This is a genomic window from Kitasatospora sp. NA04385, from assembly GCF_013364235.1.
Taxonomy (GTDB): domain Bacteria; phylum Actinomycetota; class Actinomycetes; order Streptomycetales; family Streptomycetaceae; genus Kitasatospora.
On record NZ_CP054919.1, the window covers coordinates 363,703 to 380,872 of the forward strand.

Sequence of the window (17,170 nt, forward strand, 5' to 3'; positions counted from 1 at the left end):
CAGCCTGGCCGGAATATGCGCCGCATCGTGTCGCAATTCCTGTGAAGATCGAGGACGTGACCCCGGACCGCTTCTTCCACCTGATGCTGCTCCTCGAATCGAGGCAGGGTGCCACCACGCAGGAACTCGCCTCCGCGCTCGGGGTGTCGCTGCGCACCATCACCCGGGACCTCAACTGGCTCCGTGACGCCGGCCTGCCGGTGACCGCACAGCGGGGCCGCTTCGGAGGGGTGGCCCTGGTGCCCGGGTCCGGCCTCGACCTCGCGCGGCTCACACCGGACGAGCGTGACCACCTGCTGCTCACCGGGCTGGACGACAAGCAGCGCGCGGAGCTCGACGCCTCGGCCGAGAGCCGCCGCGCGCTCTCCAAGATCGCCGCCGCACAGCCGCGTCGGGTTCATGAACTCCTGCCGCTCACCGAGGTGGTGCACGTGGACAGCCGCCCCTGGCGTCAGGCAGCGGCGTCCGGCGCGGCTCCGGCCCCGCTGATCGGCGCGGTGCGGCGGGGCAGCCGGCTGCGGATCGGGTACGACAGCGCGCGCTCCCCCTCCCGGCGCGACCTGGTCGTCGATCCCTACGGCCTGTTCGCCAAGGCCGGCGTCTGGTACCTCATCGCCGACTGTGCCCGAGTGCCGCGGATGTACCGGCTGGAACGGATCACGACGTGGAACGAAGTCGACCGGCCACGACGGCTGCGCACGGGCCAGACCCTGGCCACCGTCACGGCAGCGCTCGTGGACCAGTGGGAGCACGACCACGCGGTGGAGGTCAGCGCCACCATCGACCTGCACCAGATCGGGCGGGCGCAACGCATCTTCGGCCGCCGACTCGTCCCGGGCGACCACGACGACGCCTTCGACGGCCGCAGGGTGACGATCCGCTTCCTGCACCTGGAGGACGTGCGGGCCCTGCTGCCGTTCGGGAGCGCCGTCACCGTGCACGGCCCCGCCGAGGCCAGGGACCGCCTCCGCGACCTCGCCACCGATCTCGCCCGCCACTACGCGCCGCCGACCTCCTGACTCCTGACCGGGACACCGGGGGGGTGCTCCCGTCGTCGCGGCTGAAGTCTGCGGACGCACCACTGCCCCCCGCTCCACGCGTACTGGGGTCGTCGGCGGAGCCGGTCGGAGGCACTCGGCCAGAACTCCACGGGCGTTCCGCACGGTTCAGCGAGGTCCGCGAGGAGCTCGCCCTGCCGGGACGAGCTGCCCATCGGGTGCAGGGCCGGATGCCGGCCGCGCCCCGGCGACTCCGGCGTCCGACCGCCGACCGCCGACCGCCGAGCGGGAAAAGCGAAGGGTGGCTCCGCCCTGAGGCGTGCCACCCTCGCGGGCGCCGCGCGGGAAGTCGCGGTGATGCCCAGTTCCCTTGTTCGTGGTGCAGCCACTGCGCCAGGGAAGCTCCGGCCGTGGCCGAAAGGTCGCGCTGTTGCCAGGGTGTCATTCCCTCGCCGGGGTCGGCAATGCGGCTCGGTCGAAAATGAATGAATCCTGTCCCGTGTCCATCAATGACCTGCGGCTATACCGGGCCGTAGATACGCTTCCGCGGCCCGCGCGTGCTCTTTCAGGGGTGGCACGGTGGTGGAAACGGAATCAAAACCCCTGCGGCGATGGATACGGATTGTGAGCGGTGTGTCACCGGTGAGAGGATCACACCGGTTCGGCGCACGGGGTCGGGAAGCCCCGCCGGACCGTGTTGGTGCAGTCCACAGTCGCGTCCGCTCGCGGGCGCGACTGCTGCTCACGGAAGCCCGCGAAGTCCACGAAAGGCACACCCATGCGCACATCCACTCCTCCGGCGTCCATCGGCCCCGCCCCGGCCCCGCGTCCCGTCGGGCGGCCGCTGACGGTCGCCGAGGCCCTGGTCGTCGTCGTCATCGTCCTCACCGCCGGCGCCCTCGCCCTCGCCGGGCTGCCGAACATCGCCATCACCGGCCTGATAGGCACCGTCACCTACGCCGCCCGCCGGGCCGTCACCGGCCTGCGCGCACCCGGCACCCCGACGGCCGACCGCGCCTGACCCACCGTGGGACGGCATGAGAAAGCCGTCGTCGCCTCCACCAGGCAGCTCGCGGACCTGGCGCTGTGGCTCCGCGCCCAACGCCAGGTCCGCGGCCTGACCTACGCGGCGATGGCCGAGCAGAGCGACTACACCTCCACCGCCCTCTCCCGGGCCTGCAGCGGCCGCACCGTACCCACCTGGAAACTCACCGAGGCCTACGCCCGCATCTGCGGCGCCGACCTGCGCACCGCACGCCGCCTGTGGCGCAACGCCCGCTGGGCCGAGCACCGGTGCCGCCAGGAAGCACAGGCGGACGCCTTCGGCGGGGACATCGCCGCCAAGTGGTACGACGTCCTGGCCACCCAACCACGCCTGATCTCCGACTACGTGAACCTGCGCCGCGCCATGATCGGCCTGCGGGCCCGCGGCGGGCAGCCCTCGCTCGCCCAGCTCCAGGAACTGGCCGGCCGCACGGACGGCGGCGGCTGGCTCCTGCCGGCCAGCAGCCTCGGCGCGATCCTGCGCGCCGAAGCCGTCCCCGACCTCCGGCACATCCTCGCCTTCGTCCGCGCCATGGGCGACGGCCGCCGGGAAACCGAGTGGGTGGCCGCCTGGAACCGGGCCGAGCGCGGCGACACCATCGCCACCCCCCGGTCCTGGTACCAGGGGGCCGACATGCCGGGCTTCGAGGAAGCCCGCAGGAAATCCACCACCGTCAGCTTCCGGGTCAGCGTGCTGGCCCCCGCGCCGGCCCCCGACACGGCCACCGGGGCGGCCCGGCCCCGCTTCCACACCCTCACCAGCGGCGACCGCAACTTCCTGCACTCCCACGGACTCACCGTGCACGAGCTCAACGAGAACGGCCCGGTGGCGAACCTGCCCTTCGGCGGCTACACGCCCTCCGGCCTGCCCATCCGCGTCCCACGCCGCACCCGCGCACCCCGATGGGCGACGAGACCGAGCCCGCCCTGACACCGACCGCCCCTGCCCGCCCCGCCCGACCCGAGGGGCCACCGCCATGCCTGCCCACCGCGCCCGCCCGCACCGACGCCTCGACCTGACCGCCCTCCACGACCTGCACCGCCGGCACTACCTGCGCTACGCCGAACTGCTGCTGCACGCCGCCGACGCCCACCGCGCCATCGACGACGCCTTCGACGCCCTCGCCGAGACCTGGCCGCAGATCCTGTCCACCTCCAGCCCCGCCGCCTGCGCCTGGCAGGCGGTCCGCGACCACGTCCGGGCCCTGGCCGACCCCACCCGGCTCCGCCCCACCGCCCACCTCGAACCGCACCAGCAGGACGCCCTCCTCCTGCACACCGTCCTCGCCCTGCCCATCGACGTGATCGCCGACCTCACCGGAGCCGAGGCCGCGACCGTCCACGTCCACCTCCGCACCCTCACCGACCGGGCCGCCCGCCCCGCACCCGGCTGACCGGCGGACCGGCTGACCGGCCGACCGCCGCCGGCCGCTCGGGCGGGACGCCGAAGTCCTGCCGGAGTACGAGGCGCTCGACGCGCCGTCACCGGGCCTGGTCACCGGGCCCCGTCGTCCGGCCGGTCCGCCATCGGGTACGGGACGAAGCTGCTGCTCCGTTCCCGCACCGCGAGCGGGCGGCCGAGCGGCGGGGCCGAGCGCTGCGGGCAGGCGGGGCGGTCGCAGACCTTGCAGCCCAGGCCGATGGGGGTGGCGGCGGCCTGGTCGGCGAGGTCGAGGCCGGCCGAGTAGACCAGGCGGTGGGCGTGCCGGAGTTCGCAGCCCAGGCCGATGGCGAAGGTCTTGCCGGGGCGCCCCCAGCCGCCGGGCGAGCGGGTGACGGTGCGGGCGGTCCACAGGTAGCGGCGGCCGTCGGGCATCGCGGCGACCTGGACGTGCACCCGGCCGGGGGCGGCGAAGGCGTCGTAGACGTTCCACAGCGGGCAGGTGCCGCCGGTGCGGGAGAAGTGGAACGGGGTGGCGGACTGCCGTTTGGAGACGTTCCCGGCCCGGTCGACCCGGACGAAGCTGAACGGGACGCCGCGCAGCCTGGGGCGCTGCAGGGTGGACAGCCGGTGGCAGACCGTCTCGTAGCCGACGCCGAAGTGGTCGGCGAGGTGCTCGATGTCGTAGCGGGAGCGCTCGGCCTCGGCGTGGAAGGCGGCGTAGGGCAGGATCAGCGCGGCGGCGAAGTGGTGGGCCAGGCCGATCCGGGTGAGCGCGAAGGCGGTGGAGCCCTCGGGGTTGTCCTGGGCGGCGAGCTCGGACAGCAGCGGGCCGTGTTCCAGGTGGGCGAGTTCGGTGGCCATCCGGAACGCCTGCCGGCCGGGGCGCAGTCCGGGGGCCAGGTGCAGGACGCGGGTGCCGGGGTCGTAGCGGTGGAGGCGGTCGCCGAGGCCGTCGGAGGTGGTGATCCGCACCCCGTGCGCGCTGCTCAGCCGCTCGGCCAGGGCGCTGTGGGCGGTGCCCCGGCGCAGTCCGGTGTCGGCTGCCGACCGCTCGGCGGCCAGGTCGAGTTCGTGGACGTAGTTGGTGCGGCGGTAGAAGAACTCGCGGACTTCCTCGTGCGGGGTGCGGGCGGTCTCGGGCTCGGGCAGGCCGCGGTCGCCGGCCAGCACGGCGAGCTGTTCGGCGGTGTCGCGGCGGGTGCGCTGGAGGTCGAGCAGGACGCGGCCGACGGCGGGCAGCCGGGCGGCGAGGTCGTCCAGGTCTCCGGCGGTGAGGCGTCCGGCGGCGAGTTCGGCGGCCATCGCCTCGCGCAGTTCGGTGTTCAGCCGGGCGGTGTCGGAGGGGGCGAAGTAGCCCGCCTCGACGCCGAGTTCCTCGGTGAGGCGGAGCAGCACGGGGACGGTGAGCGGGCGGGCGTCGTGCTCCAGCTGGTTGAGGTAGCTGGGCGACAGGTCGAGGGCCCGGGCCAGCGCGGCCTGGCTGAGGCCGCGTTCCTCGCGCAGTCGGCGCAGCCGCGCGCCCGCGTACGTCTTGCCCATGGTGTCCCCTCCCGCCGTCCGGGCAGCCTAGCCGGTCGCCGCCTTCGCGGGGGTTCGCAGGATTCGCAGAAAGCCGCGCGGATCTTCGCAGTTCTCGGCAGCCGTCCAGTGGTGACGGGCCGTCGGCGCGCTGCCAGAGTCGTGGTGCGGCCGGACGGCACAGCAGCCGCCGGACGGCGCGGCAACGGCTGAACGGCACAACAGCCGCCGAACGGCCCAGCAACGACCGGACCGTACAGCAGCCGACCGGTACGGCCGGACCGCCGTCCGGACTCCTCCGGCCGCCCTCCCGCCGCGCGCGGTGAGGATCGTCACACCCTTCGCAGGGGCACCCTCGTCGGGCCCCATGACCCTCGGGAGCGGATCATGTCGCAGTCCATTCGGCAGCAGCAGCGGGAGCGGGCCGCCGCCCTGGAGGCGCGCTGGGCGTCCGAGCCGCGCTGGGCGGGGATCGAGCGCACCTACACGGCCGAGGACGTGGTGCGCCTGTCGGGTTCGGTGCGCGAGGAGCACACGCTGGCCCGGCGCGGCGCCGAGCGGCTGTGGCGGCTGCTGCACGAGCGCGACTACGTGCCCGCGCTGGGCGCGCTGACGGGCGGTCAGGCGGTGCAGATGGTCCGGGGCGGGCTGGAGGCGGTCTACCTGTCGGGCTGGCAGGTCGCCGCCGACGCCAACCAGGCCGGGCAGACCTACCCGGACCAGAGCCTGTACCCGGCGAACTCGGTGCCGCAGGTGGTGCGCCGGATCAACAACGCGCTGCTGCGCGCCGACCAGATCGACGCCGCCGAGGGCCAGGACGGCCCGGACTGGCTGGTGCCGATCGTCGCGGACGCCGAGGCCGGGTTCGGCGGCCCGCTGAACGCCTTCGAGCTGACCAGGGGCATGATCGCGGCCGGTGCGGCGGGCGTCCACTACGAGGACCAGCTGGCGTCCGAGAAGAAGTGCGGCCACCTGGGCGGCAAGGTGCTCGTCCCCACCGCCCAGCACGTGCGCACCCTGAACGCCGCCCGGCTGGCCGCCGACGTGGCCGACGTGCCGACGCTGGTCGTGGCCCGCACCGACGCGCTGGCGGCGAACCTGCTGACCAGCGACGTGGACGAGCGCGACGCCCGGTTCTGCACCGGCGAGCGCACCGCGGAGGGCTTCCACCGGGTCGAGCCGGGCATGGCGCCGGTGATCTCGCGCGGCCTGGCCTTCGCCCCGTACGCGGACCTGCTCTGGGTGGAGACCGGCACCCCGGACCTCGCCCAGGCGCGGGAGTTCGCCGAGGCGGTCAAGGCCGAGTACCCGGACAAGATGCTCGCGTACAACTGCTCGCCGTCGTTCAACTGGAAGGCCGCGCTGGACGACGACCAGATCGCCAAGTTCCAGCGGGAGCTGGGCGCGATGGGCTACCGCTTCCAGTTCATCACGCTGGCCGGCTTCCACGCGCTGAACCACTCGATGTTCCGGCTGGCCCGCGGCTACGCCGAGCACGGCATGACCGCGTACGTGGAGCTCCAGGAGGCCGAGTTCGCGTCCGCCGCGGACGGCTACACGGCGGTCAAGCACCAGCGCGAGGTCGGCACCGGCTGGTTCGACCTGGTCTCCACCGCGCTCAACCCGCACGCCGAGACGCTCGCGCTGGCCGACTCCACCGAGGCCGAGCAGTTCCACTGATCCGCCCCGCGGCGGCCGCCCCGGCAGGACGCGGGGGCTCCACGGCCGCCGCCCGCCCCGCCCGGGGCCTCGTTGAGGGACGAGGCCCCGGGCCCCACCCCCCGATCCCCGCCGACTGCCCCTGGAGTACCGGATGAGCCCGACCAGCCGCACCGAGACCAGCATCGAGGTCCTCGGCGTGCCCGAGGACCGCTTCGAGGAGGTCCTCACTCCGGCCGCCCTGGAGTTCGTGGCCCGCCTGCACGAGGTCTTCGCCGGCCGCCGCACCGCCCTGCTCGCCGAACGCGCCCGCCGGGCCGCCGAGTTGGCGAGCGGCGGCACGCTGGACTTCCTCCCCGGCACCGCCGCCGTCCGGGCCGACGACAGCTGGCGGGTGGCCGGCGCCGGGCCCGGGCTGGCGGACCGCCGGGTGGAGATCACCGGCCCGCCGGAACGCCGGATGACCGTCAACGCGCTCAACTCCGGCGCCCGGGTGTGGCTGGCGGACTTCGAGGACGCCACCGCCCCGACCTGGCACAACCTGGTCACCGGCCAGCTCAACCTGATCGACGCCCTCGACCGGCGGATCGACTTCACCGACGCCCGGGGCAAGGCGTATGCGCTCAAGCCCGCCGCCGAACTCGCCACCGTCGTGGTCCGCCCGCGCGGCTGGCACCTGGACGAGCACCACCTGCTCATCGACGGCCGCCCCACCGTCGCCGCCCTGGTCGACTTCGGCCTGCACCTGTTCCACTGCGGGCAGCGCCAGATCGACCGCGGCCACGGCCCGTACTTCTACCTCCCCAAACTGGAGAACCACCTCGAAGCCCGGCTCTGGAACGAGGTGTTCACCTTCGCACAGGCCGCGCTCGGCCTGCCGTACGGCACGATCCGCGCCACCGTGCTGATCGAGACCGTCACCGCCGCGTTCGAGATGGACGAGATCCTCTACGAACTGCGGGACCACGCCGCCGGGTTGAACGCCGGGCGGTGGGACTACCTGTTCTCGCTGATCAAGAACTTCGCCCAGGCCGGGCCGCGGTTCGTGCTGCCCGACCGGGCCACCCTCACCATGACGCAGCCCTTCCTGCGGGCCTACACCGACCTGCTGGTGCGCACCTGCCACCGGCGCGGCGCGCACGCGATCGGCGGCATGGCCGCAGCGGTCCCGCAGCGCGACCCGGCGGCCCACGAGGCCGCGCTGACCCGGGTGCGGATCGACAAGGAGCGCGAGGCCGGCGACGGCTTCGACGGCTCCTGGGTGGCGCACCCCGCGCTGGTGGACACCTGCCGCACCGCCTTCGACGCCGTGCTGGGCGGGCGACCGCACCAGTTGGAGCGCACCCGGGAGGACGTCGACGTCACCGCCGCCGACCTGCTGGCCGTCCACCGGCTGACCGCCGGGCTGCCCAGCGAGGAGGGGATGCGCGCCAACGCCGCCGTCGCGCTGCGCTACCTGACCGCCTGGCTGGGCGGCTCCGGCGCGGTCGCCGTGTTCGGCCTGATGGAGGACGTCGCCACCGCCGAGATCGCCCGCTGCCAGCTCTGGCAGTGGCAGCACCACCGCACCCGGCTCACCGGCGGCTCGCTCGCCACCCCGGGCACCGTCCGGCGGCTGATCGACCGCGAACGGGCCGCGCTGCTCGCCGAGGGCGCCGACCCGGCGCGGGTGGACGACGCGGTGCGGATCCTGGCGGAGACCGCGCTCGGCGAGCAGCTGCCCGGTTTCCTCACCACCGCCGCGTACGCCCGCCACCTGGTCCGCACCACCGCCCCGGCCCCGGCGGTGGCCCGGTGAGCGCGCTGCGCCGGGTCGCGGTGCTCGGCGCCGGGCAGATGGGCTCCGGCATCGCCGAGGTGTTCGCCCGGGCCGGCCTGGACACCGTGGTCTGCGAGGACGGCCCCGACCGGCTGCGCGCCGCCCGCCGCCGGATCGACCGCTCGCTGCACCGGGCCGCCGACCGCGGCCGGATCAGCGCGGAGCAGCGCACCGACGCCTGGGCGCACCTGCTGTTCACCGACGACCTGGACGCCCTCGCCGACCGGCAGTTGACCGTCGAGGCGGTCCCCGAGGACGAGCCGCTGAAGCTGCGCCTGCTGGCCGCCCTGGACAAGGTCCTGGCCGACCCGGAGGCGGTGATCGCCACCAACACCTCCGCCCTGCCGGTCACCCGGCTGGGCATCGCCACCGGCCGCCCCGCCCGCGTGCTGGGGCTGCACTTCTTCAACCCGGCGCCGGTGATGCCGCTGGTCGAGCTCGTCCCGTCGCTGCACACCGCGCCCGAAGTGGCCGACCGCGTCGAGGAGTTCGCCCGGGACGTGCTCGGCAAGCGGGTGGTCCGGGCCCGGGACCGGGCGGGCTTCGTGGTCAACGCGCTGCTCGTCCCGTACCTGCTCTCGGCGATCCGGATGGCCGAGGGCGGGCACGCCGACGCGGCCGACATCGACGCCGCCATGGTGCACGGCTGCGCCCACCCGATGGGCCCGCTCGCGCTGGCCGACCTGATCGGCCTGGACACCGTCGAGGCGATCGCCCGCGCGATGTACGACGAGGACAAGGAGCCGCTGCACGCCCCGTCCCCGCTGCTGTCCCGGATGGTCGAGGCGGGCCTGCTCGGCCGCCGGAGCGGGCGCGGCTTCCACCGGTACGACCCGGCCCCCTGACGGCCGGCCGGGTGCGGTGGGGGCACAATCGTGGCCATGCGCACTCTTCTGGTCATCGGCATCGGTGCGGGCGATCCCGACCACCTCACCCTGGAGGCGGTCAAGGCGATCGGCCGCACCGACGTGTTCCTGCTGCTGGACAAGCCCGCCGAACGGCAGGACCTGATGCGGCTGCGGCGGGACATGATCGCCGAGCACGGCCGTCCCGGGCACCGGGTGGTCGAGCTGGTCGACCCGGCCCGGGACCGCGGCACGGCCGCGTACGCGCAGGCCGTGGAGGAGTGGCGGGAGCGGCGGGCGGACCTGGTGGAGCGGGCCGTGGCCGAGGAGGTCCCGGACGGCGGGACGGGTGCGCTGCTGGTGTGGGGCGACCCGGCGCTGTACGACAGCGTGACCGCCGTGCTGGACCGGATCCTGGCGCGCGGACGCACCGGGTTCGCCTACACGGTGGTCCCCGGGATCAGCAGCGTGTCGGTCCTGGCGGCCCGGCACCGCACCACGCTGACCCGCACCGCGCGGCCGGTGCGGATCACCACCGGGCGGCGGCTGGCCGCCGAGGGCTTCGGGCCCGGTGCGGAGGACGCGGTGGTGATGCTGGACGGGCAGGGGGCGTTCGCCGAGATCGACCCGGCGGGCGTGCACATCCACTACGGCGCCTACCTGGGCACCGAGGACGAGATCCTGGTCTCCGGCCCGCTGGCCGAGCACGCCGACCGGATCGCCGCGCTGCGGGCCGAGGCGCGCGAGCGCAAGGGCTGGCTGATGGACAGCTACCTGCTGCGCCGCACCGACGGCTGAACCCGACCGCCGTCCCGTCCGGAGCCCGTCCTGACCGAGCCCGTCCTGTCCGGAACCCGATCCGACCGAGCCCGTCCTGTCCGAAACCCGTCCCACGGATCGGACGGGTTCGGGAGTTCGCGCCGGAATCCGCCCGGTCCGTTCTACACTGGCGGCGCGACTGGTTCGCCCCGTCCGCCAGGCGGGGCGTCGTAAGAGGGAACCCGGTGACGCCTTTAACGGCCAGTCCGGGACTGCCCCGCAGCGGTGAGTGGGAACGACCGCCGTCATACGCACTGGGCCCGGGAGGGTCTGGGAAGCGACGGCCAGTAGGTGCCCGGGAACGATCTCGATCCCCCGGGTGTGCCCGCGAGTCCGAAGACCTGCCCGTTGCCCGGGTGCGAACGTTCGCACCCGGTAGCCGGTGACCTCGAGGGCGGGTCGGCACGGACACCCGGCGGGCACGCGCGCTCCGGCGCCGCACCCCGCCCGGTCTCGCCACCCCCGCGCGCCCTCCTGTGCACCGGCCCCAGGATCAAGGCTCGCGAGGAGAGTCCCCTTGACTACGAAGTCCGTAGCCGCGGCAACCGTTCACGGATACCCCCGCCAGGGCGGCAACCGGGAACTGAAGAAGGCGATCGAGGGCTACTGGAAGGGCGCCGTCACCGCGGAAGCCCTGCTGGCCACCGCCGCCGACCTGCGCCGGAGCAACTGGAAGCAGCTCGCCGAGGCGGGCGTCCAGGAAGTCCCCACCGGCGACTTCTCGTTGTACGACCACGTGCTGGACACCACCGTCGCCGTCGGCGCGATCCCGCCCCGGCACCGGGCCGCGGTGGCCGCCGACCCGCTGGCCGGGTACTTCGCGATGGCCCGCGGCACCCAGCAGGCACCGCCGCTGGAGATGACCAAGTGGTTCGACACCAACTACCACTACCTGGTGCCCGAGTTGGGCCCGGACACGGTGTTCGCCGCGAATCCCGCCAAGGCCGTCGCCGAGCTCGGCGAGGCGCTCGCGCTCGGCCACGCCGCCCGCCCGGTGCTGGTCGGCCCGATCACCTACCTGCTGCTCGCCAAGCCCGCGCCCGACGCGCCCGCCGACTTCCAGCCGCTCACCCTGCTGGACCGGCTGCTGCCGGTCTACGCGGAGCTGCTGGCCGACCTGCGGGCGGCCGGCGCCGCCTGGGTGCAGCTGGACGAGCCCGCCCTCGTCCAGGACCGCACCCCGGCCGAGCTGAACGCCGCCGCCCGCGCCTACCGGGAGCTCGGCGCCCCGGCCGACCGGCCGAAGCTGCTGGTCGCCTCCTACTTCGACCGGCTCGGCGAAGCCCTGCCGGTGCTGGCCAAGGCCCCCGTCGAGGGCCTGGCCCTCGACTTCACCGGGCCCGCCGCCGCCAACCTGGACGACCTGGCCGCCCTCGGCGGGCTGCCCGGCAAGCGGCTGGTCGCGGGCGTGGTCGACGGCCGCAACGTGTGGATCAACGACCTGGGCAAGTCCCTCACCACCCTGGGCACCCTGCTCGGCCTCGCCGACACGGTGGACGTCGCCACCTCCTGCTCGCTGCTGCACGTCCCGCTGGACGCCGCCGCCGAACGCGACCTCGACCCGCAGATCGCCCGCTGGCTGGCCTTCGCCCGCCAGAAGGCCGCCGAAGTGGCCCTGCTGGCCCGCGCCCTGCGCGAGGGCACCGACGCCGTCACCGCCCGGCTCACCGCCAACCGCGCCGACCTGGCCTCCCGCACCACCTCCCCCATCACCCGCGACCCGGCCGTCCGGGCCCGCACCGCCGCCGTCACCGACGCCGACACCAGCCGGGCCCAGCCCTACCCGCAGCGCGCCGAAGCCCAGCGCGCCCGCCTCCAGCTGCCGCCGCTGCCCACCACCACCATCGGCTCCTTCCCGCAGACCACCGAACTGCGCACCACCCGGGCCGAGTTGAACGCCGGACGGCTGAACGCGGCCGACTACCGCAAGCGGATGGAGGCCGAGGTCCGCGCGGTGATCGCGTACCAGGAGCAGGCCGGGCTGGACGTGCTGGTGCACGGCGAGCCCGAACGCAACGACATGGTGCAGTACTTCGCCGAGCAGCTCACCGGCTACCTCGCCACCCGGCACGGCTGGGTCCAGTCCTACGGCACCCGCTACGTCCGCCCGCCGGTCCTGGCCGGCGACATCTCCCGCCCGCAGCCGATGACCGTCGACTGGTACGCCTACGCGCAGGGCCTGACCGACCGCCCGGTCAAGGGCATGCTGACCGGCCCGGTCACCATGCTCGCCTGGTCCTTCGTCCGCGACGACCAGCCGCTCGCCGACACCGCCCAGCAGGTCGCCCTCGCCCTGCGCGACGAGGTGAACGACCTGGAAGCCGCCGGCGCCGCCGTCATCCAGGTCGACGAGCCCGCGCTGCGCGAAACCCTGCCGCTGCGCCGCGCCGGGTGGCCCGCCTACCTCGACTGGGCCACCGACGCGTTCCGCCTCACCACCTCCGGCGTCCGCGCCGACACCCAGATCCACACCCACATGTGCTACGCCGAGTTCGGCGACATCCTGCGCGCCATCGAGGAGTTGGACGCCGACGTGATCTCGCTGGAGGCCGCCCGCTCGCACATGCAGGTGGCCCGCGAACTGGCCGAGGCGGGTTACCTCGCCGAGGTCGGCCCGGGCGTGTGGGACATCCACTCCCCGCGCGTGCCGAGCACCGAGGAGGCGCTCGGCCTGCTGCGCGCCGGGCTCGCCGCGATCCCGGTCGAACGCCTGTGGGTCAACCCCGACTGCGGCCTGAAGACCCGCGGCTGGCCCGAGACCCGCGCCTCGATCGACAGCCTGGTCGCCGCCGCCCGCACCCTGCGCGCCGAGCTGGCCGACTGACCCGCCGCACCCCGCCCCGCCACTCCACCGGCTCCCGGGGAGGCGGGGCGGGGTGCGCCGCAGGGGGTCAGCCGGAGCCGGGCAGCCCGAGGTTGCGGTAGATCTCCGTGGTGACCGTGGAGAAGTTCATGGTCATGAAATGGATTCCCGGCGCACCCTCGGCGAGCAGCCTCCGGCACATTTCGGTGGCGAATTCGATGCCGATCGCCCGCACTGCGGCGGGGTCGCCCTCGTTCCGCTCCAGCGCGTCCGAAAGGCGGGACGGAATCACGGCCGTGCTGAGCTGCGGAATTCTCCGCAGCGAGCGGACCGTGGTGACCGGCATGATTTCCGGAATGATCGGCGTCGCGCATCCGGCGCGTTCCAGGTCGTCCCGGAAACGCAGGTAGCCGTCCGTTTCGAAGAACATCTGGGTGATCGCGTAGTCGGCGCCCGCGCGGCATTTCGCGATGAAGTGCCGCAGGTCCGCGGCCCGGTCCGGGGAGCGCGGGTGCTGCTCGGGGAAGGCCGCCACGCCGACGCAGAAGTCGCCGGACTCCTTGATCAGGCGCACCAGGTCGGCGGCGTACTCCACGCCCCCGGGGTGCCGGTGCCAGGGGCCCAGCGGGTCGCCGGGCGGGTCGCCGCGCAGCGCGAGGATGTTGCGCACGCCCTGGTCGGCGTAGTGGCCGAGGATGTTGCGCAGCTCGGCCACGCTGTGCCCGACGGCGGTCAGGTGGGCCGCCGGGGTGAGCGTCGTCTCCTGGGCGATCCGCCCGGTGACGGCGACGGTGCGGCCCCGGGTCGAGCCGCCGGCGCCGTACGTCACCGAGACGAAGGTCGGCGCCAGCGCCTCCAGGCGGCGGATCGCGGCCCACAGGCCGGCCTCGGCCTCGGCGCTGCGCGGTGGCATGAATTCGAAGGAGTAGGAGCGCCGTCCGGTGGCCAGGAGTTCGGCGACGGTGGCGGCACGGTCGGTCCGGATGGAAGAGGATCCCAGCGTCATGACGGAATGCTAACGAGCCGTCGGCGGAATGATCTGCCACTGTCCGACATGTGATACGAAATGGCCGGTTCATTTCCGCCGAACGGGCGGGCCGGGAGGAGACGAATGAGTGGTTCAGGAGTATTTTCGGGCGCTCTTCCGGGCATTCCGGAATGGGGGAGGTGCGCGGTGATGGGCGTCGTGAACGTCACTCCCGACTCGTTCTCGGACGGCGGCCGGTGGCCGTCCGCGCGGGCCGCGGTCGCCCGCGGTCTGGCCCTGGTCGCGGCCGGCGCCGACCTGGTGGACGTGGGCGGCGAGTCGACCCGGCCGGGGGCGGTGCGGGTGCCGGCCGAGGTGGAGCGGGCCCGGGTGCTGCCGGTGGTGCGGGCGCTGGCCGCCGAGGGGGTGCTGGTCAGCGTGGACACCGTGCGGGCGGGCCTGGCCGAGGCGGCGGTGGCGGCCGGGGCGCGGCTGGTCAACGACGTCAGCGGCGGCCGGGCCGACCCGGCGATGGCCCGGTGGCGGCGGCCACGGGGCGGCGTTCGTGGTGATGAACTGGCGGGGCCCCGCCGAGCAGCGGCAGCGCCCGGCCGCGGGCGGCGCGGCGGTGCGGGCGGTCGCGGCGGTCGGCCGGCAGCTGGACGCCCTGGTCGCGGCGGGCGTCGACCCGGGGCAGCTGCTGGTCGATCCCGGGCTGGGCTTCACCGGCTCCCGGGCCGAGGACTGGGCGCTGCTGGCCGCGCTGGACGCCTGGCGGTCGCTGGGCCGCCCGGTGCTGGTCGGGGCCTCCCGCAAGCGCTTCCTGGGCGAGCTGCTGGCCGACCCGGCGACCGGCGCGCCCCGCCCGGTCCACGAGCGGGACGACGCGACGGCCGCGGTGAGCACCCTGGCCGCACTGGCCGGGGCGTGGGCGGTGCGGGTGCACGAGGTCCGCGCCAGCGCGGACGCGGTACGGGTGGCCGCGGCGGCCGGTCGGCCGGCCCCGCCCGGACCGGTCTCCCCCGTCCCGGAGAACGCCGACGGGCCGGTCCGTGCCCCGCACGCGGGGTGCGAACCGGCCCTCCGGGGCGGCTAGTCCGCGGCGGGGACGGCCGGGGACGGGCCGGCGCGGGGAGCAGGTGGTGTGTCCGTCGTGCCCCCGCCCGTGCCCGGCCTCGCCGGAGATCAGCTGCCGTAGCGCAGGGCGACGGTGTCGCCGACGTTGACGGTGGTGGCGCGGGTGGCGGCGGTGGAGGTTCCGTTGTCGAGGCGGACCTTCCAGGTGTTGGCACCCGCGTTGGCGGTGCCGTTGACGGCGGTGACGGTGCCGGTGCCGCTGGAGGGGGTGACGGAGGTGACGCAGCCGCTCGGGGTGGCGGTGGCGGCGGCGTCCAGGACGGCGCCGAGCGTCGTGGTGGTGCCGGTCGGGGTGAGGGTGACGGCGCAGACCTTGAGGCTGCCGGTGCCGTCGTCGACGGTGAGCGCGACCCGGGCGGCGGTGCCGGAGGTGAACGCGGAGGTGGCGACCCAGGTGGGGGCGCCGGAGGTGACGGGGGTGGGCGGGGCGGCGGTGAACCCGGCGCCGGCCACCGCGCGCAGCCCGTCCACGGAGGCGTACGCGGACGGCGTGGTGTCGGTGGACTGGTACTTGAAGCCGCCGCCGGGGTTGAACTGCAGGGAGATCAGGTAGTCGACCGGGGTCTTGCCGCTGCCGCTGGTGAACGCGGCGCCCTGCGGGTTGATGCCGCAGGCGTTCAGGCCGGAGACCGCCCAGCCGTTGGAGTCGGTGTTGGGGCCCCACATGGCGGCGAACGAGCCGTTGGCGTTCAGGTTGGCGGACAGGAAGCTCGCGGCGGAGGTGATCGCGCTGTCGGTCTTCGGCACCCCGGCCACGCAGAGCGAGGCCATCGCGGCGCCGGTCATGTCGATGTCGGAGGTCTTGGCGAGTTCGGTCGGGTTCCCGGCGGCCTTGCTGTAGTTCCAGCCGCCGTCGGTGTGCTGGTTGGCGCGGACGGCGGCGGCCGTGGCGTCGAGCAGGGCCTGCGGGACGCGCTGCCCGCCCGCCTGGGTGCGGGCGCCGCCGAGGGCGAGCAGGCCGAAGACGGTGCCGTTGAAGTTGGCGGACGGCCCCCAGTAGCCGGGTTCGGCGCTCTGCCAGTAGGCGGCGAGGTCGGCGACCAGGTTGCGTCCGGCGCCGACCCGGGCCGGGTCGATGCCGGCCGCGTAGGAGTTGAGGATGGCCCGCTCGTAGTCGGTGACCACCGGGGACCCGCCGGGCCAGGTGCCGGCGGCGAGCTGGCCCCGGTAGACGGTGCGGGCGTTCTTGGCCGGGTCGCTGCCGGGCAGCACGTCCACGGCGGCGGTCCCGGCGGCGGCGAGCGCGCTGAACGCCCACTCGTTGGACAGCCCGCCGGAGGTGACGTAGCTGCCGTCGGCGGCTTGCAGGGTCTTCAGGTAGGCGACGCCGTTGGTCTTCGAGGTGGCGATCTGGGTGGGCGTGGCGGCCTGCGCGGGGACGGCGGTGCACAGCAGCGCGCCCGCGGCGAGGACGACGGCGGCGGGGCGGGCGGCCCGGACGGTGCGGGCGGTCCGGGCGGTGCGGGCGGTCCGGCGGTGCGGGGCGCCCGGGCGGTGCGGGCGGCGGGACGGTTCGCGGCGGTCACGGCGGACTCCTTGGGTCGGGGCGCCGACGCGTCCCCGTTCCACCGCCGGGCGCGCGGGCGTCCGGCCGGAGTTCGGGGCGGCCGCCGCCCGGATCGCGTGGGTGGCTTTCGCTCGTGGTGCACGGCCGGCAGGCATTCGGACTCGGGCGCGTGGAGGCCCCTCACCGCTGCGCGTCAGTCCCGGATTCCCACCGGGTTCCCCTGCGCGGCCACCGGGGACCGTACCCCACGGAGACCGCCGCCGACAGGTGACGTACCCGACACCGCCGAGCCGGCCGACCCGGCGCCGCAGCTCCGACGTACCGTCAACTTCCTTCCGCGAAGGACTCTTTGCAGACCACGTCCGAGCCCCCGCCCCGCGCTCCCCCGCGCCCCTCGCGCGGCTCCGGCCTCCTGACCACTCGTTGACTCCCCTGCGGAACGCGTGGTCTGATGAACGGGTTTTCCACCTCGGCAGTCAGGGGAAGCCGGTCCGAATCCGGCGCTGACCCGCAACCGTGGCCCCGTCCGTGCGACGGGGGAGCCGGAATGCCTGCGGCCGGGGGTTCGTCAGCACCACATGCGTCGTCGCGGACTACGGCGCAGTCGGTACGGGGGCCCGTCCGCCGTCCGCTGCCTTGTCACACCCCGCCACGACCCGATCAGGGAGTC

At 74.7% G+C, this 17,170-nt stretch carries 12 protein-coding genes, 1 pseudogene and 3 riboswitches; of the genes and pseudogenes, 10 read left to right on the forward strand and 3 right to left on the reverse strand.

The features are described 5' to 3' along the window. The first annotated feature begins 56 nt into the window (after nucleotides 1–56). From HUT16_RS01585 to HUT16_RS01600, 4 genes are all read left to right on the forward strand, one after another. A complete protein-coding gene (locus tag HUT16_RS01585; protein WP_176184698.1) occupies nucleotides 57–1,019 on the forward strand; it encodes a YafY family protein in 963 nt (320 codons plus the stop codon). A 757-nt stretch (nucleotides 1,020–1,776) separates the two neighbouring features. Next, nucleotides 1,777–2,019 carry a hypothetical protein gene (locus HUT16_RS01590; protein ID WP_176184700.1) on the forward strand — a complete coding sequence of 81 codons (243 nt, stop codon included), beginning with the start codon at nucleotides 1,777–1,779 and terminating at the stop codon, nucleotides 2,017–2,019. Between the two features lie 6 nt (nucleotides 2,020–2,025). Beyond that, nucleotides 2,026–2,973, forward strand: coding sequence for a helix-turn-helix transcriptional regulator (locus HUT16_RS01595; RefSeq protein WP_176184702.1), 948 nt, complete (start codon nucleotides 2,026–2,028; stop codon nucleotides 2,971–2,973). 46 nt (nucleotides 2,974–3,019) lie between these two features. Beyond that, entirely contained in the window at nucleotides 3,020–3,436 is a 417-nt protein-coding gene (locus tag HUT16_RS01600; protein ID WP_176184704.1) for a hypothetical protein, read from the forward strand. A 101-nt stretch (nucleotides 3,437–3,537) separates the two neighbouring features. Here the strand turns inward: HUT16_RS01600 and HUT16_RS01605 are convergent, their stop codons facing one another. After that, nucleotides 3,538–4,965: a short-chain fatty acyl-CoA regulator family protein gene (locus tag HUT16_RS01605; protein ID WP_176184706.1), complete on the reverse strand. Its 1,428-nt coding sequence runs from the start codon at nucleotides 4,963–4,965 to the stop codon at nucleotides 3,538–3,540. A 366-nt stretch (nucleotides 4,966–5,331) separates the two neighbouring features. On the opposite strand from HUT16_RS01605, the gene aceA reads away from it, so the two are divergent. The 5 genes from aceA (at nucleotide 5,332) to metE (ending at nucleotide 12,910) form a co-directional block, all read left to right on the forward strand. After that, nucleotides 5,332–6,624: an isocitrate lyase gene (gene aceA, locus HUT16_RS01610; protein WP_176184708.1), complete on the forward strand. Its 1,293-nt coding sequence runs from the start codon at nucleotides 5,332–5,334 to the stop codon at nucleotides 6,622–6,624. Between the two features lie 133 nt (nucleotides 6,625–6,757). Beyond that, nucleotides 6,758–8,401 (forward strand): malate synthase A, encoded by a 1,644-nt coding sequence (gene aceB, locus HUT16_RS01615; RefSeq protein WP_176184710.1) that lies wholly within the window; start codon nucleotides 6,758–6,760, stop codon nucleotides 8,399–8,401. Next, nucleotides 8,398–9,267 carry a 3-hydroxybutyryl-CoA dehydrogenase gene (locus HUT16_RS01620; protein ID WP_176184712.1) on the forward strand — a complete coding sequence of 290 codons (870 nt, stop codon included), beginning with the start codon at nucleotides 8,398–8,400 and terminating at the stop codon, nucleotides 9,265–9,267. Before aceB ends, HUT16_RS01620 begins: the two co-directional genes overlap by 4 nt. Before the next feature lie 36 nt (nucleotides 9,268–9,303). After that, on the forward strand, nucleotides 9,304–10,065 hold the full coding sequence (gene cobF, locus HUT16_RS01625; protein ID WP_176184714.1) for a precorrin-6A synthase (deacetylating): 762 nt from the start codon (nucleotides 9,304–9,306) through the stop codon (nucleotides 10,063–10,065). Between the two features lie 144 nt (nucleotides 10,066–10,209). Continuing rightward, nucleotides 10,210–10,450: riboswitch (cobalamin riboswitch) on the forward strand. A 153-nt stretch (nucleotides 10,451–10,603) separates the two neighbouring features. Beyond that, the gene (metE, locus tag HUT16_RS01630; RefSeq protein ID WP_176184716.1) at nucleotides 10,604–12,910 is read left to right on the forward strand and encodes a 5-methyltetrahydropteroyltriglutamate--homocysteine S-methyltransferase; all 2,307 of its coding nucleotides are present in this window, start codon (nucleotides 10,604–10,606) and stop codon (nucleotides 12,908–12,910) included. A 67-nt stretch (nucleotides 12,911–12,977) separates the two neighbouring features. Here metE and metF read toward each other — a convergent pair whose 3' ends face one another. Beyond that, entirely contained in the window at nucleotides 12,978–13,895 is a 918-nt protein-coding gene (gene metF / locus HUT16_RS01635; protein ID WP_176184718.1) for a methylenetetrahydrofolate reductase [NAD(P)H], read from the reverse strand. 171 nt (nucleotides 13,896–14,066) lie between these two features. Between metF and folP the strand changes: the two are divergent. Next, a pseudogene (gene folP, locus HUT16_RS01640) lies at nucleotides 14,067–14,952 on the forward strand (dihydropteroate synthase). Nucleotides 14,953–15,041: 89 nt separating this feature from the next. Here the strand turns inward: folP and HUT16_RS37705 are convergent. Continuing rightward, on the reverse strand, nucleotides 15,042–16,388 hold the full coding sequence (locus HUT16_RS37705; RefSeq protein WP_176192425.1) for a prenyltransferase/squalene oxidase repeat-containing protein: 1,347 nt from the start codon (nucleotides 16,386–16,388) through the stop codon (nucleotides 15,042–15,044). Between the two features lie 262 nt (nucleotides 16,389–16,650). Continuing rightward, nucleotides 16,651–16,720, reverse strand: a riboswitch (cobalamin riboswitch). 260 nt (nucleotides 16,721–16,980) lie between these two features. Continuing rightward, nucleotides 16,981–17,052, forward strand: a riboswitch (cobalamin riboswitch). The last annotated feature ends 118 nt before the right edge of the window (nucleotides 17,053–17,170 follow it).

Coding starts and splice junctions, on each gene's coding strand:
- cobF (WP_176184714.1), top strand. CDS start 9,304: ATGCGCACTCTTCTGGTCATCGGCATCGGTGCGGGCGATCCCGACCAC.
- aceA (WP_176184708.1), top strand. CDS start 5,332: ATGTCGCAGTCCATTCGGCAGCAGCAGCGGGAGCGGGCCGCCGCCCTG.
- aceB (WP_176184710.1), top strand. CDS start 6,758: ATGAGCCCGACCAGCCGCACCGAGACCAGCATCGAGGTCCTCGGCGTG.
- HUT16_RS01600 (WP_176184704.1), top strand. CDS start 3,020: ATGCCTGCCCACCGCGCCCGCCCGCACCGACGCCTCGACCTGACCGCC.
- HUT16_RS01590 (WP_176184700.1), top strand. CDS start 1,777: ATGCGCACATCCACTCCTCCGGCGTCCATCGGCCCCGCCCCGGCCCCG.
- HUT16_RS01605 (WP_176184706.1), bottom strand. CDS start 4,965: ATGGGCAAGACGTACGCGGGCGCGCGGCTGCGCCGACTGCGCGAGGAA.
- metF (WP_176184718.1), bottom strand. CDS start 13,895: ATGACGCTGGGATCCTCTTCCATCCGGACCGACCGTGCCGCCACCGTC.